Annotated in this window: 12 protein-coding genes; 5 read left to right on the top strand and 7 right to left on the bottom strand. The window is 66.7% G+C overall.

Annotation, left to right across the window (positions count from 1 at the left end; all coding sequences use genetic code 11):
- Positions 1-46 precede the first annotated feature (46 nt).
- Entirely contained in the window at positions 47-1,459 is a 1,413-nt protein-coding gene (locus ACYVLV_RS14435) for a hypothetical protein (RefSeq protein ID WP_460810960.1), read from the bottom strand.
- Positions 1,460-1,585: 126 nt separating this feature from the next.
- On the opposite strand from ACYVLV_RS14435, the gene ACYVLV_RS14430 reads away from it, so the two are divergent.
- Positions 1,586-3,748, top strand: coding sequence for an Hsp70 family protein (locus ACYVLV_RS14430; protein ID WP_460810959.1), 2,163 nt, complete (start codon positions 1,586-1,588; stop codon positions 3,746-3,748).
- Between the two features lie 51 nt (positions 3,749-3,799).
- Positions 3,800-4,189 carry a DUF2237 family protein gene (locus ACYVLV_RS14425; protein WP_460810958.1) on the top strand — a complete coding sequence of 130 codons (390 nt, stop codon included), beginning with the start codon at positions 3,800-3,802 and terminating at the stop codon, positions 4,187-4,189.
- An 82-nt stretch (positions 4,190-4,271) separates the two neighbouring features.
- On the opposite strand, the gene ACYVLV_RS14420 is transcribed toward ACYVLV_RS14425, so the two are convergent.
- The 4 genes from ACYVLV_RS14420 to ACYVLV_RS14405 form a co-directional block, all read right to left on the bottom strand.
- Positions 4,272-7,118 (bottom strand): vitamin B12-dependent ribonucleotide reductase, encoded by a 2,847-nt coding sequence (locus ACYVLV_RS14420; RefSeq protein WP_460810957.1) that lies wholly within the window; start codon positions 7,116-7,118, stop codon positions 4,272-4,274.
- Positions 7,119-7,292: 174 nt separating this feature from the next.
- Entirely contained in the window at positions 7,293-7,820 is a 528-nt protein-coding gene (gene nrdR / locus ACYVLV_RS14415) for a transcriptional regulator NrdR (protein ID WP_460810956.1), read from the bottom strand.
- A gap of 363 nt (positions 7,821-8,183) precedes the next feature.
- Positions 8,184-8,894 (bottom strand): PKD domain-containing protein, encoded by a 711-nt coding sequence (locus ACYVLV_RS14410; RefSeq protein ID WP_460810955.1) that lies wholly within the window; start codon positions 8,892-8,894, stop codon positions 8,184-8,186.
- A gap of 23 nt (positions 8,895-8,917) precedes the next feature.
- Positions 8,918-9,457 carry a DUF6318 family protein gene (locus ACYVLV_RS14405; protein WP_460810953.1) on the bottom strand — a complete coding sequence of 180 codons (540 nt, stop codon included), beginning with the start codon at positions 9,455-9,457 and terminating at the stop codon, positions 8,918-8,920.
- A gap of 275 nt (positions 9,458-9,732) precedes the next feature.
- On the opposite strand from ACYVLV_RS14405, the gene ACYVLV_RS14400 reads away from it, so the two are divergent.
- Complete coding sequence (locus ACYVLV_RS14400; RefSeq protein WP_460810952.1) at positions 9,733-10,191, top strand: hypothetical protein; 459 nt, start codon at positions 9,733-9,735, stop codon at positions 10,189-10,191.
- Between the two features lie 223 nt (positions 10,192-10,414).
- Here ACYVLV_RS14400 and ACYVLV_RS14395 read toward each other — a convergent pair whose 3' ends face one another.
- Both ACYVLV_RS14395 and ACYVLV_RS14390 read right to left on the bottom strand, forming a co-directional pair.
- On the bottom strand, positions 10,415-10,750 hold the full coding sequence (locus tag ACYVLV_RS14395; RefSeq protein ID WP_460810950.1) for a LysM peptidoglycan-binding domain-containing protein: 336 nt from the start codon (positions 10,748-10,750) through the stop codon (positions 10,415-10,417).
- Positions 10,751-10,951: 201 nt separating this feature from the next.
- The gene (locus tag ACYVLV_RS14390; RefSeq protein ID WP_460810948.1) at positions 10,952-11,794 is read right to left on the bottom strand and encodes an SDR family NAD(P)-dependent oxidoreductase; all 843 of its coding nucleotides are present in this window, start codon (positions 11,792-11,794) and stop codon (positions 10,952-10,954) included.
- A 195-nt stretch (positions 11,795-11,989) separates the two neighbouring features.
- On the opposite strand from ACYVLV_RS14390, the gene lexA reads away from it, so the two are divergent.
- Together lexA and ACYVLV_RS14380 are read left to right on the top strand one after the other, a co-directional pair.
- On the top strand, positions 11,990-12,703 hold the full coding sequence (gene lexA, locus ACYVLV_RS14385; protein ID WP_460810946.1) for a transcriptional repressor LexA: 714 nt from the start codon (positions 11,990-11,992) through the stop codon (positions 12,701-12,703).
- A 149-nt stretch (positions 12,704-12,852) separates the two neighbouring features.
- Complete coding sequence (locus ACYVLV_RS14380; protein WP_460810945.1) at positions 12,853-14,448, top strand: MXAN_6640 family putative metalloprotease; 1,596 nt, start codon at positions 12,853-12,855, stop codon at positions 14,446-14,448.
- The last annotated feature ends 71 nt before the right edge of the window (positions 14,449-14,519 follow it).

Raw genomic sequence — 14,519 nt, 5'->3', positions numbered from 1 at the left:
TCAGTCATCGGATGTGGGCGACGAGATCACCGGTGCCGACTGCTACTCAGCCCTGGTCTGTCGGATCGGTACCGGATTCGGATGGCGCAGTGAAGTCCTCGGCCGGAGCCTCGTACGCCGCTTCCACCACCGGCTCGACGACGGGATCAGCAACCGGTTCCACAACCTCTTCGACCAGATCCGCAGGGGCGGGGTCGGCCTCCGCCACCGGGACGTCCGCGAGGGGATCGCCGGCGGCGCCTTGTCCGAATCCGGACTCGGGCGTGTCTGGCAGCGAGGGGTCTGTGGTGCCGGCTGTCGGGTCCAACCCGGTCTCGCCCGCTGCGTCGGATCCAGGCACCGGTGCCGTTTCCGGAGTCGATCCCTCGCCGAAGGCGGGGGTCGGAGTCTCCGGGGCGTCCGCATTCGGGTACGGGGTCGGGATGGGGCCCCCGGGCGACGGGTCGGTCGAGGAGTCGGGCTCGGGGTCAGGCTTCGGGTCAGCCCTGCCGGGGACCATCGTGGCCGTCGCGGGGCTCATCTCGATGGTTTCCGCAGCGCCAGCCGCCTCGGTCGCCGTACCCATGTCCTGGGTCTGCGTCTGCGTGGTCGTCGTCGGCGGAGCCATGCCCGGAGGTTCCATGCCGTCCTGAGTCGTGGACCCGGTGCCGGTCGAGGAGTCCCACGAGTCGACGGGGGCGTCCGGGTTCCAGGACGGCACGTCGTCCGGGTAGAAACAGCCGAAGTCCTCATCGATCTCGGTGGTGGTGCACGGTGTGCGGTCGCCGAAGCAGTCGGTGGTCGTGTCCTCGTGGTGGGTGTAGATGTTCGTCTGGTGGTAGACGTTCACGGTGTAGCAGATCTCGTTCACGACCGTGTCGGTCGCGCAATGGGAGCCGGAAGTGTAGGTCGTGTCCGACGAACTGCTCGAGGAGTGGTAGGTGCTCGAGGAGTTCTGGGAGAAGCTGCCGCAGTAGCGAGCGAGTTCCTGGGAGGAACCGCTGTCGCCGCCCTCCTGTGCGCACCGTTCCACGATCTCGGGCATACAGCGGGAGATGTCCTGGGGACCGCAATCGGGCGGAAGGTTCGTACCGCACCAGGCCTCGGGGTTCTCGCCGAAGGAACGGATCGTCTCCTCGTCCCCGGAGAATAAGCCGGTGCAGTTCGACACGATCCACTCGGTGATGTCGAGGTTGCCGTTCTCATCGCGGTACTCCGGCCCGTCGGGCTTGGGCGCCATGTCGGGAGTTTCCTCAGCGACCTTTGCCCCGCCGTACCCGTCGGCCATGTCGGGAGTTTCCTCAGCGACCTTTGCCCCGCCGTACCCGTCGGCCATGTCGGGGGTTTCCTCAGCGACCTTTGCCCCGCCGTACCCGTCGGCCATGTCGGGGGTTTCCTCAGCGATCTGCGCCCCGCCGTACCCGTCACCCGTGTCGGAGGTTTCTCTCGTGTAGATCGGGGTCTTGGATACATCACTCATATGAGCTCCTGCGGTCTTCCGAGATTCGGTTTCGAACGTACCGCACTTGGATCTGTGGGGTTACTCGTCAGCCGAGGGACGCTTCGATGGTTACAGTGATCGGACATCCACCAGAGGAACACATATATGACTTACGTCCTCGGCGTTGACTTGGGAACGACCTTCACCGCAGCCGCGATTTTCAAGGACGGACGGGCGAGCATCGCCAGCCTGGGTAACCAATCGGCTGCGATCCCGTCGGTCCTACTGCTCAAAGAGGACTCCTCGATCCTGACCGGCGAGGCAGCCAACCGGCGTGGCATGACCGAGCCGGGACGGGTGGCGCGCGACTTCAAGCGACGGGTGGGCGACACGACGCCGATCTTCCTCGGTGGTGCCCCTCAGTCCGCAGAGGCCCTGATGGCCCGGCTCCTGCGCTGGGTGGCCGACGAGGTCACCGCACGCGAGGGACGCGAACCCACGCACCTGGCCGTGTGCCATCCCGCCAACTGGGGCCAGTACAAGCAGGATCTCCTTGCGCAGGCGGTGCGGATGGCGGATCTCGGCGTAGCCACTTTCGTGACGGAGCCCGAGGCCGCGGCCATCTTCTACGCCAGTGAACAAGCCGTCGAGCCCGGCAAGGTCGTCGCGGTGTACGACCTCGGCGGCGGCACCTTCGACGCCGCGATCCTGCGCAAGACCGAGGACAGCTTCGAGCTCCTCGGTCGCCCGGAAGGCATCGAGCGCCTCGGCGGGATCGACTTCGACGCCGCGATCTTCGCCCATGTGGCCCGCAGCCTTCAGGGCAAACTCGCCGAGCTCGACGAGGACGACCCGGTGGCCATGTCAGCGGTTGCCCGACTCCGGCAGGAATGCGTCGAGGCCAAGGTGGCGCTGTCGACGGACTCCGATGTGTCGGTCTCGGTCCTCTTGCCCAACATCCAGACCGAGGTCCGGATCACCCGGGCCGAGTTCGAGGCGATGATCCGCCCGAGCCTGGCCGACACCATCGGCGCGATGCGTCGTGCCTTCGCCTCAGCCGACCTCACCGCAGACGACGTCAGTGCGGTGCTGCTGGTTGGCGGGTCCTCACGCATCCCGTTGGTCGCCCAAATGGTCGGAGCGGAGCTGGGTCGCCCGGTCGCAGTCGACACCCACCCGAAGCACGCGGTCGCCCTCGGCACCGCCTACGCGGCAGCGGCGGCCGTAGCAGGCCCTTCCCCGATCGTCCCAGCACCCGCCAGCGCCACCCCGGTGGCGCCCGTTGTCGCATCCGTGGCAGCGCCGGCTCCCGCGCCCGAAGCGCCTTCCGCTCCACCACCAGCGGCCGCACCCACAGCGCCCCCGACACCAGCGCCTACGGCAGCGCCCCCAGTAGAGCCCCCGTCACCAGCGACACCCGCCGCGCAGCCGACAACACCGGCAGCGCCTGCGACGCCCGCCGCTCCGCTCGAGGCCGTCCCGGGTACCCCGACACCAGCAGACCCGCTCAACACTGTCCCAGCGGCCGACGGTCCCCATGAACCGCCCCCGGGCCTCCCGGTCGCGTCACCCACCCCGGAGGCGAGTGGCAAGTCCAAGCGCCCCCTGCTCATCGCGGCAGCCGCCCTGGTGGGCGTGGCAATCGTTGGTGGGGTCGGCTTCGGGCTCGTCGGGTCCGGTGACGACTCATCGACGGATCCTGACGCGAACGCCTCCGACGGCTCCGGCTCGGCCCAATCGTCGCCCGCGTCGCTCGAAACTGTCACGAAGGCCGTCGAGGACGCCTACGACCCAGAGCTCAGCACCATCGGCATCGACTTCGCAGATGACGTCGTCACCCTCACCGGTTTGGTCTACGACGAGACGACTCGGGAGAGCATCCTCGATGCCGCGGCCGGGGTCGAAGGAGTAGCCGACGTGAAGCACACGACACCGATCCAGTCGCCCAGTGAGCAGTGCAACGAGACGGTTCGCGGCAAGGACACCTGGGCCTGCTTCCAGGACGTGAGCTGGGACGGGAATTCGATCACGGCCACCTTCACGAGCAGCGCCTCGACCGGTGGTGCAGACCTGGATCTGAGCGGCTCCCACCTGCACATCTTCGGAAGTAATGTCGCGCCCGAGACGGCCGGCGCTCCGGGGTCGTTCTCCATCGGGGGCGGGTCGTGGCGCGTGTGGGATCAGCCCACCTCGTTCGAGGGAACCCTGAGCGACATCGGCAGTCCGGACGGGGTGCCCGACGCCCTGTGCGTCCGAGCGGCCGACGGGAACCACCAGCTCGAGCAACGGACCAGCGGCAACTGCTGGCCCATCACCGACGCCAGCTGACGGCGGCGGGCCGCTGGGCCGCAGCGCACCCTCGGTGGCACAGTGACGCTCATGAGTGAACGCAATGTGTTGGGCGGCGATCTCGAGCCGTGCGGGACCGACCCCGTCACCGGCTTCTACCGGGACGGTTTCTGCACCGTCGGTCCTGAGGATCAGGGGTTGCACGCGGTGTGCGCGGTGATGACCGAGGAGTTCCTCCAGCATCAGGCGGCCGTCGGCAACGACCTGTCCACCCCTCGTCCGCAGTGGAACTTTCCTGGCCTGGCTCCTGGAGACCGTTGGTGTGTGGTCGCGGTTCGTTGGCTGCAAGCCGTCGAGGACGGTGCCGCGGCACCGGTGGTGCTGGCCTCCACCAACGTCCGGGCCTTACAAGTCGTCCCGCTGGAGGTACTCCGAGCCCACGCGGTCGACGTTCCGGACAGTCCCGGTGACCTCATCTGATCCGAGGGACCGAACCGATCAGGGGAGCAAAATCCGCAGCCTGCGCGGATCTTGCTCCCCTGATCAGTGACGGACTAGATCCTCAGCTGCAGCCGGAAGTGCTCCCGCATCCCTCGCACACGTAGCACGAGCCGGCGGGACGCATCTTGGTGCCGCAGGTCATGCAGAGCGGGGAGTCGACCGCCGTGCCGGTGAGCTTCTCCAGAAGCTCAGCCGTGGTCTGGGCGCCCTGCCCAGAGGTGGCGGGGTCGACGACGTCGACCTTCGGGGTGGTCGCGACCGGCTCCACCAGGGTGACCTCGGCGGTCAGTTCGGAAGGCGACCCGGTCTCCTCGACCAGTTCGTACGAGCCGGTCTCCAGGTGGCGTTGACGCTCCTCGGCGGAGTAGATGCCCATCGCGGAACGCTCCTCGAAGGACAGGTAGTCCAGGGCGAGGCGGCGCCATACGTAGTCCATCAGCGACTGGGCCATCCGGATGTCCGGGTCGTCGGTCAGACCGGCGGGCTCGAAGCGCAGGTTGGTGAACTTGGCGGCGTACGTCTCGAGGGGTACGCCGTACTGGAGCCCGATGCTCACCGCGATCGAGAAGGCGTCCATCACTCCGGCCAGGGTCGAGCCCTGCTTGCCGAGCTTGAGGAAGACCTCGCCCAACTCACCGTCGTCGTGGGCGCCAGAGGTCATGTAGCCCTCGGCTCCGCCCACGGTGAAGGAGGTGGTGCGCGAGACCCGCGACTTGGGCAGGCGCTTGCGGGTCGGGGCGTAGACGACCTTCTCGACGACCTTGGTCTCACCCTCGTCGGTGTCGGCGGCCTTCTTCTTGCCGTCCGAGAGGGGCTGACCGACCTTGCAGTTGTCGCGGTAGACCGCGGTGGCCTTCAGACCGAGCTTCCAGGACTGCAGGTAGACGTCCTCGATCTCCTCGATCGTGGCGTCCTCGGGCAGGTTGACCGTCTTGGAGATGGCACCGGAGAGGAAGGGCTGGCAGGCCGCCATCATCCGCACGTGGCCCATGGGCTTGAGCGAACGCGCACCCATGGCGGTGTCGAAGATGTCGTAGTGCTCCAGGCGCAGGCCCGGGGCGTCGATGACGTGACCGTGCTCGGCGATGTAGTCGACGATCGCTTCGACCTGCTCGGGCTGGTAGCCCATCTTGCGCAGAGCGCGGGGAATCGTCTGGTTGACGATCTGCATCGAGCCGCCGCCGACGAGCTTCTTGAACTTGACCAGCGAGAAGTCCGGCTCGATGCCGGTGGTGTCGCAGTCCATCATGAAGCCGATGGTGCCGGTCGGCGCCAGAACCGAGGCCTGGGCGTTGCGGAAGCCGTTGACCTGACCCAGGGACTGGACATCGGCCCATGCGGAGGTGGCCAGCTTGTGGACCTGCGCGTCCGCGATGGTCAGAGGGCGAACGGTGTCGTTGGCCGCCTGGTGCTTACGCATGACGCGCTTGTGGGCGTCGGCGTTGCGGGCGTATCCGGCGTAGGGACCGACCACGGAGGCCAACTCGGCCGAGCGACGGTAAGAAACACCGGTCATCAGCGAGGTGATGGCCCCGGCCATGGCCCGACCACCGTCAGAGTCGTAGCCCAGGCCCATGGCCATCAACAGCGCGCCGAGGTTGGCGTAGCCGATGCCGAGCTGGCGGTAGTTGCGGGTGGTCTCACCGATCGGCTCGGTCGGGAAGTCGGCAAAGCAGATCGAGATGTCCATCGCGGTGATGATCACGTCGACGGCCTGAGAGAACCGCTCACCGTCGAAGGTGTCGTCGTCCTTGAGGAACTTCATCAGGTTCAGAGAAGCCAGGTTGCACGAGGAGTTGTCCAGCGACATGTACTCCGAGCACGGGTTGGATGCGGTGATCCGGCCGGTCTCGGGGTTGGTGTGCCAGTCGTTGATGGTGTCGTCGTACTGGAGGCCGGGGTCGGCGCACTGCCAAGCGGCGGTGCTGATCTTGCGGAAGAGGTCGCGGGCGTCGACGCGCTCGATCTCTTCGCCGGTCTTGCGACCGCGCAGGGCGAAGTCGGTGCCGTCCTCGACCGCGCGCATGAACTCGTCGGAGACTCGCACCGAGTTGTTGGCGTTCTGGTACTGGACCGAGGTGATGTCGACCCCGCCGAGGTCCATGTCGAAGCCCGCGTCACGCAGGGCCCGGATCTTGTCCTCTTCCTTGGCCTTGGTTTCGACGAACTCGACGATGTCGGGGTGGTCGACGTCCAGGACGACCATCTTGGCCGCACGGCGGGTGGCGCCACCGGACTTGATGGTGCCGGCGGAGGCGTCGGCGCCGCGCATGAAGGACACAGGGCCCGAGGCGGTGCCACCGGAGGAGAGCAGTTCCTTGGAGGAACGGATACGGGAGAGGTTCAGACCGGCACCGGAGCCGCCCTTGAAGATGAAGCCCTCTTCCTTGTACCAGTTCAGGATCGAGTCCATCGAGTCGTCGACCGAGAGGATGAAGCACGCCGAAACCTGCTGCGGCGACTGGGTGCCGACGTTGAACCACACCGGGGAGTTGAAGGAGAAGTACTGGTTGACCAGCAGCCAGGTCAGCTCTTCCTCGAACAGCTCGGCCTGGGCGGCGGAGGTGAAGTAGCCGTGGTCCTCGCCGCCCTTGCGGTAGGTCTTCACGACCCGGTCGATGAGCTGCTTGAGGCTGGTCTCGCGCACGGCGGTGCCGACGGCGCCGCGGAAGTACTTCGTCGTGACGATCGTGGAGGCGTTCAGCGACCAGGTGGCCGGGAACTCGACCCCGCGCTGCTCGAAGACGGACTCGCCGGTCTTCCAGTTGGTCTGGACGACGTCGCGACGCTCCCAGGTGAGTTCGTCGTAGGGGTGAACGCCCTCGGTGCTGAAGACCCGCTCCAGATTCAAGGTGGAGTTCTGGCCGGAGTCGTGGGTGGTGTCAGCGTGGTTGACCGTCTCGGTCATGGGCAGATCTCCTCGGGTGTCCTGATGCGGGCGCTGGTGTTCGTTCGTGAGTGTTGCGAGGTGCACCGACAGTCCGTGTTGCGTTGCTGCATTGGGGGGTCGGACTCGATGCGTTGGGTTTCAATTGGTGCGCCCGGCAGGCAGCTTCCCCACTACCTGCCGGGCGGTCTGTGGTCAGCCGGTATTGGCTGAGGTGGCGTCGACCAACTCGGGAGCCGACGGCTCATCCGCGGTGGCGGCCAGGGTGCGCTCGGCGCGCAGCACGGCGATCTCGGCCTCGAAGTCCTCCGCGGACTCGAAGGCGCGGTAGACGCTGGCGAAGCGCAGGTAGGCGACTTCGTCCAACTCGCGCAGGGGGCTCAGGATGGCCAGCCCGATCTCGTGGGCCTGGATCTCAGCAGACCCTGCCTGTCGCAGCGTGTCCTCGACGCGCTGACCGAGAACTGCGAGCTGGTCCTCGCTGACCGGTCGGCCCTTGCAGGCCTTGCGTACGCCGGCCACGGCCTTGCGTCGGTCGAAGAGCTCGGTCGTGTGAGAGCGCTTCGCGACCATCAGTTGCATCTGCTCCACCGTGGTGAAGCGCTTTCCGCAACCGCCGGAATCGGCGGGGCAGGCGCGGCGGCGGCGAATGGCCCATCCGTCGTCGGCGACGCGTGAGTCGAGCACCCGAGTGTCGGTGTTCCGGCAGAAGGGACAGTGCACGACGGGGCTCCTCTCGGTCGCGAATCCCGGTTGTGGCGCGCCGGGCTGTGGATAAAGACGGTCTTACCTGTGGATAACAACCAGCAACCTGTGGGGCTTCCCCATCCGGCTTGTGAACTAGATGTGGATAACTACATCGGTGTAACTACTAGATGTTGTGGTAACCGTACGCTGCTTGTCGGACCCACCGCAAGGGGGGTCGAGGACCAAAATGCGACGCGGCTCACAGCTGTCGCGAAACCGCAGGTCAGCCGTGGTCCGTGCGCCGAACGGCCGACAACGCGAGTCGCGAAAGGCGGGTTCGAACGACTTCGGGACGCTCCGAATCGGGTTCTCGACCGTCGAAACGAGCCCCGAAAGGTCTCAGCCCACGAGTCGGGGTCGAGCGGTGATCACCTCGAGGCTCACCGGGGCCCCAGCGACCGTCAGGTCTCCGGGCACCGGGCGGCTGGGACCGCCGTTGAGTCGGTACGTCGCCGTCCAGGTCGTGTCGACGCTCGGCCGAGCCTCCTGCCTGCTGGTGTAGACGTGGGTCACGTCCAGGTCGGGGTACGCCGACCCGGGGCTCGGCCCCTGCTGCACCGCGCCATCCCCGAAGCGCCAGGTGTACGTCGCCGGAGTCAGCCGCAACTCGACCCGCTGACCCAGCAGCGAGAGCTGGTGGGTGAACGGTTGGGTATCGGTGTAGAAGTTCGTCTCGAAGTTGACCAGCGTCGTGCCTCCGGGCGGTTGCACCACGACCTCGGCGCCGGGAACGGGCACCCGTCGCATCGCGGCAGCCACCAGATCCGGCGTCACGTCCGCGACGTCGACCTCCTCGGGTGGGATGTCGCAGAAGTCGAAGATGTCGAGTCCCTGCTCGATCGCCTCGCGAACGCAGACCGTGTCTAGATCGGATTCTCGTGGAGGCTCAGGGTTGCCGACATTCGATGCCGTCTCGGCAGCGCCTTTGTCTCCACTGCAGGTCCACACCAGTTCGACTTGAGCGAAGCCCTCGAAATAGGTCGTTTGCTCGTCGTAGCCGCATCCGGCAAAGGCCGTCGGAGGGGCGAGGAAAATCGCTCCGACGACCAAGAGAAGTACCGTACAAAGTCGCCTCACGAGAGGAACCCCAAGAAGGAGACCACCCAAGCCCCTTGGCCATTGGTCAAGCGAAAGGTTGCAATGCGCTTGGACTCCTCGAACCGGACGGGCGGGGCCCCCTCCTCTGTGACGGTAACCCCGGGTGAGTAGACCAATCCGACACGAATCTCGGCTCGATCTACCGACTTGGCCCCAACACGACTGGAGACGATCTTCCACCCATCGCTCTCGATAGACCCGCCCGCCGCATAGATATCGGCAATGGCTTGAATCGACGCGGCGCAGGGCTCACATCCGGCATCGCTAAGCGCGGTGACCTTCGAGACATCACCGCTCAGCAGAGCCGTGTTCCTGGCCTCCACCCAGGCCCGCACCGTCTCCTCCGGCCCCAACGCGGGCTCGGTCGGCTCGGCGGTGGGCGCAGCGGAGGACGAAGAAGCCGTCGGCGACGGCGTGAAGGTGGACTCCACCTCGGGTTCGCCGCTTCCCGAGCACCCGGTCAGCACGAGTCCCGTCAGGGCAGCAGCGATCACGGAGCGACGCATACGACTCATCTGGTGGTCCTTTCCGAGAACTCATCGCCTCGGAACCGCGCGGCGACGAGCCGAATCTAACCGCTCAGGCGGCAGAGCAACAGGCCCGATCCGAGACCTGTGGATAAGTTCTGCGCGCCTCCCCTGCCCCAGGTGACACCCAGGCCACCTCCGCCACCTCGGTGGAGGTGCATCCGGGGTCACAGGTGGTTGTCGATCGTTCACCCACGCGGCTGGGGGCGAGACAACCGGACCGATTGGCCGAGATTGCTCACCCCATCAGCCACAATGGTGCCGTGGCCCATGGGAAACGCGCAGGTTCTCGCCGAGGGGCGAGGCCTCAACAGAAGTTTCGTCCCGTCCTGCTCGCCCTCGCGGGCGGCGTGACGCTGGCGGTGGTGGCGTGGGGATATCTGGTTTTCGCCGCCATCGACTTCGGCACGCAGGCGCGTGCCGGCCGGTCGAGCGCGTGGTGGCTCCTCGCGCTCGCCTCCATCGGAGCTGTGGCGTGCCTGTTCGTCGGACTGATGCTCATCGCCCAACTCTCGCGCGCTCTGGGCATCACCAGCCCTCCCCCTGACGACCTCCGCGCCCCCAGCGCCCCCGAGGCCGACCCGCTCAGCGCCATCACCGCGTCCACCCAGCCGACCGTCCCCCCGCGTCATGCAGGCCCATCCGGCGCGACCCGCAGCGAGTGGCCACCTCCGGAGCACGATTCCGACCCGCCGACCGGCGAGCACCGCGCTTTGGGTTGACCCTCAGCGGTCGGACAGTTGTCGGACGAACTTCAGCCCGACCAGGTGGTGTCGAGGGCGGCTACCTTGACGTCGCCGAAACCTGCCTCGAGCCCCGCACGCCGAGAGTCCTCTACCTGAAATGCCGCAGGGGGCGAAGCCGTGCGCGACGGCTTCGCCCCCTGTCTTCCCCGGCCCGCCAGCCTGGGTCGAAGAGGCTGGCGAAGTATGTGGGTTGGCTGCCTCAGGCAGGCACGCGAAGTCGCTGGCCGGCGTAGAGACGGCTGCTGTCGAGGCCGTTGAGGTCCTGCAGGTGAAAGATCATGTCGCGTACGCCGCCTATTTCGGCGTGCTCAGAGGCGATCGCCCACAGGGTGTCCCCCGCGTCGACGACCACGACCTGGGTGGACTCCGGCGTTTCGTTGGCTGCGGAGACCGAGGAGAGCAGCACCCCGAGCACCAGCGCCCCCACGAGAGCCACCATCAGGACGGCCCAACGACCGCGACGCGTCAGTCGGTAGGCGGGCATCGTCGCCCGCGCACTAGCGGGGCGGACTGGGAACGAGGTGGCTGTGGTCATCGTGAACTCCTGGGGAAGGGGTGCGTCTCTGTGTTCCCCGATGTCTAATCGCCGCCACCGACAGTCCGGCCGATCAATCCCGATCCGAACCTCGTTGGCGGTGAATCGATCAGACGTTCGATCGAACACATGAGCGAGACTAGATCAGGTGTTCGAACGAATGCAACCCCTCAGCCGAACATTTGTTCTAACGACCTCAGTTCACGATCGTGCCGAGCCCCTCTTGATCGCACCCTTCCCCTGCGCTGCGAACACCTTCAAGGCGCCGCCGGCCAGCGAGGGAGTCAAGGACGTGGCGCGCATGGCTGCACCGCGCCACGTGGGCACGGTCCGGATGACGCGACGAGATCCGACCAGTGCGACCGCCTTGTCGGAGATCTCGTCGATGCTGAGCAACCCACCACCGGAGTTGACCAACCGAGCAGCTAGACCGTCCTGCTTCATCTCCTCCACCATCGGAGTGGCCACCCCGTCGGGACACAACGCGTGAACCCGGATCGAGCGGGGCGTCTCGAGATCGACCGACATGGCCAGCGACACCACCGCTGCCTTGGTCGCGGCGTACGTCGACAGCCCGGGCACCGGGCCCAGTCCCGACAGCGAAGCGGTCATCACGATGTCGCTCCGGCCACCGTGTGCCGACATAGCCGCTACCGCGGCCCGTGTGCCCCACATGACGCCCAGGACGTTGATCTCGACCAGGCCCCGGACCTGCTCCTCGCTGAGTTCGATCAGCGCTCCGTCCCAACCGACCCCGGCGTTGTTGAACCACGCAGTGAGTCGGCCGTGTTCGGCGGCGACCGCGGCGACAGCACTGTGGGACTCCGGGTCACGCACGTCCTGAGCGATCCCAGCCACCGCGCCGATGGCGAGCGCAGTTGCCGCCGCACCGTCGCCGTCGATGTCGGTGATCACGACCCGATGGCCGCGAGCGATCATCTTCTCGGCGATCCCACGCCCGATCCCCCGAGCGCCGCCGGTGACGACACAGCTCGCCGGGTCGGGCTTCGTCGTGGAACGCGTCAGTACGGAGGGAGTCTTCATAGATCGGAGTCTGGCACCGCTCACCGTCTCGCGGCGGGGGTGAACGAACCGCGACACGCGGTTCGAACAGGTGTTTGAACAACGCCGTGGATCGGTCTAGGTTGCTCTCAGATCACTTTGACCGATCTTTGACCGACCCTTACCGGCACCGCCCCGGCGAGACTCGGTCGTCATACCTCACCGGAAGGCGCCCCCATGGCCAAGAAGACCGTCACCGAACTCCCCGACGGACCTCCCGACGCCACGGGCTTGACCCCGCGCCAGTTGCGGGTCCTCGCCCACATCAAGGACAGCATCGAGAGCCGGGGCTACCCACCCAGCATGCGGGAGATCGGCGGCGCCGTCGGCCTGACCAGCACCAGCAGTGTCGCTCACCAGCTCAAGGTGCTCGAGGAGAAGGGCTTCCTCAGGCGCGACCCGAACCGTCCTCGCGCCCTGGAGGTCTTCCTGCCCGAGGTGATGGCGGCGCGTCGGTCCCTCGGTTCGGCCGACGAGTCGTCCTACGACGAGACGGGGGTCGGCGACGCCCACCCTGCCGCCAAAATGGTGCCGGTGGTCGGTCGGATCGCCGCCGGTGGGCCGATCCTGGCCGAAGAACGGATCGAGGACGTCTTCCCGCTTCCCGCCCAGCTGGTCGGCGACGGCCAACTGTTCCTGCTCGAGGTCAGTGGTGAGTCGATGATCGACGCAGCCATCTGCGACGGCGACTACGTCGTGATCCGCCAGCAGCCCACGGCGAACAACGGCGACATCGTGGCCGCCATGATCGACGGGGAAGCCACCGTCAAGACCTTCCAGAAGAAGGACGGCCAGGTCTGGCTGATGCCGCACAACACCGCCTTCGACCCGATCGACGGCACCCACGCCACGATCCTGGGCAAGGTCACCGCCGTACTCCGCAGCCTGTAGGCCCCCACACCGACAGAACACCCGCGCGGCGCGGGGTCCGGCGCCTTCGGTTCCACAGGTCCGACGCGTAGTGTGAAAAGGCACCCCGCCCGCAATCTGACGGAGTCCCGTTGCTTCACCTTCCCCGCACCGCGCTGTCGCGCACCCCAATGGTCGCGTTCGTCGCGATCGCGGTCCTCCTTGCCGCGCCCCTGGCTCCTGGCGTTGCCGACGAGGGCACGCCCGAACCCCTCGAAGCAACCGAGGCACAGACGGCCCAGACCGCCCTCGAGGAAGCCACCGCGATCCTCGAGCCGAACGCCGTGTCCGGGCTGCTGCGCCGAGCCCTGCCCGATACCTTCCGGGTCGAGGGCACGATCGCTTTACGCGAACTCGCGCTGTCCCAGGAGGACCTGGATCCCCAGAGTCAGCGGCAGGCCAGCAGCCTGCTGGCCCGGCCTACAGACGGAAGCTCAGACGGTTTCGGCAACGGGTACGACGTCCCGGAGGCGCCTCCCGAGTGCTCCGAGGACGTGTGCGTGCACTACACGACCAGCGGAAGCCACGCGGTCGCTTCGACCGACACCAACAACAACACCGTGCCCGACTACGTCGAGACCGCGCTGGCCACGGTCTCGACGGTCCACCGGACCTACGTCGAGGCCGGCTACCGCGCGCCCAAGGCGGACGGCACCCGCGGCGGTGATGCTCGCACCGACATCTACCTCGCCGACATCGGCCGACGCGGGCTGTACGGCTACTGCACCAGCGACGAGCCCACCGCGACCCTCAACGCCAAGCCCTACGACACCTGGGCCTACTGCGTGCTCGACAACAACTACTCCGCCGCGGAGTTCCCGAGCAACACTCCCCTGGAGAATCTCCAGGTCACCGCGGCCCACGAGTACTTCCACGCCGTCCAGTTCGGCTACGACGTCGCGGAGGACCCGTGGTTCCTCGAAGCCACCGCCACCTGGGCCGAGGACGAGTTGTTCGACAACGTCAACGACAGCGTGCAGTTCCTGCGTGACAGCGCGATGACTCGACCCCAACAACCCCTGGACTCCTTCGACGGCTACTACCCCTACGGCACCTGGTCGTTCTTCCGGTTGCTGACCGAGCGCTACCGGGCTCGCACGGGCACGATGCCGAATCTGATCCTCGACATGTGGAAGCAGGCCGACAGCTCGACCGGCGCACCGGACAAGTACTCAGTCCAGGCGGTCGACGAGGTGCTGAAGGCACGGGGTTCCTCCCTCGGGGAGTGGCAGGCGAAGTACGGCGCAGCGAACCGCAAACCGGCCTACTACTACGACGAGGCTCGTGCGAACAACTACCCGCACTCCAAACTGGATGGCAAGACCTTCCTGCGCGCGGGCAAGCGACGTACCCCGGTGTTCTCGAAGTATCTCGACCACCTGACGACCGCGACCTTCCGCATCAGGCCGGCCAAGAACCTGCGAGCCAGCAACTGGAAGCTCAACGTCACCGTGAACATGGCCGATCGGGTCAAGGGGTCGGTGGCCCTGATCCGGATCCGCAAGAAGTCCGGTCACCTCGGCACCAAGATCGTCCGCCTCGACCAGCGTGGCAACGGCTTCAAACAGGTGAAGTTCTCCCGATCGAAGGTCAAGTGGGTGGAGGTCACGCTGGCCAACGCCTCGCTTCGCTATGACTGCAACAGCAGGACGCAGTACTCCTGCCAGGGTCAGTCCCGCGACGACTTCCTCAAACAGAAGGTGCGCGCGTACGCCGTTCAACGCTGAGCCAGCCGCCTGGGTGTCGGGCTCCCCGCACGCGACCTACAGGTGACGACGAGATGAACGCTCGCGTTCAA

The sequence above is a fragment of the Nocardioides salsibiostraticola genome (assembly GCF_054783655.1).
This window is presented reverse-complemented; position numbering and strand designations above follow the sequence as displayed.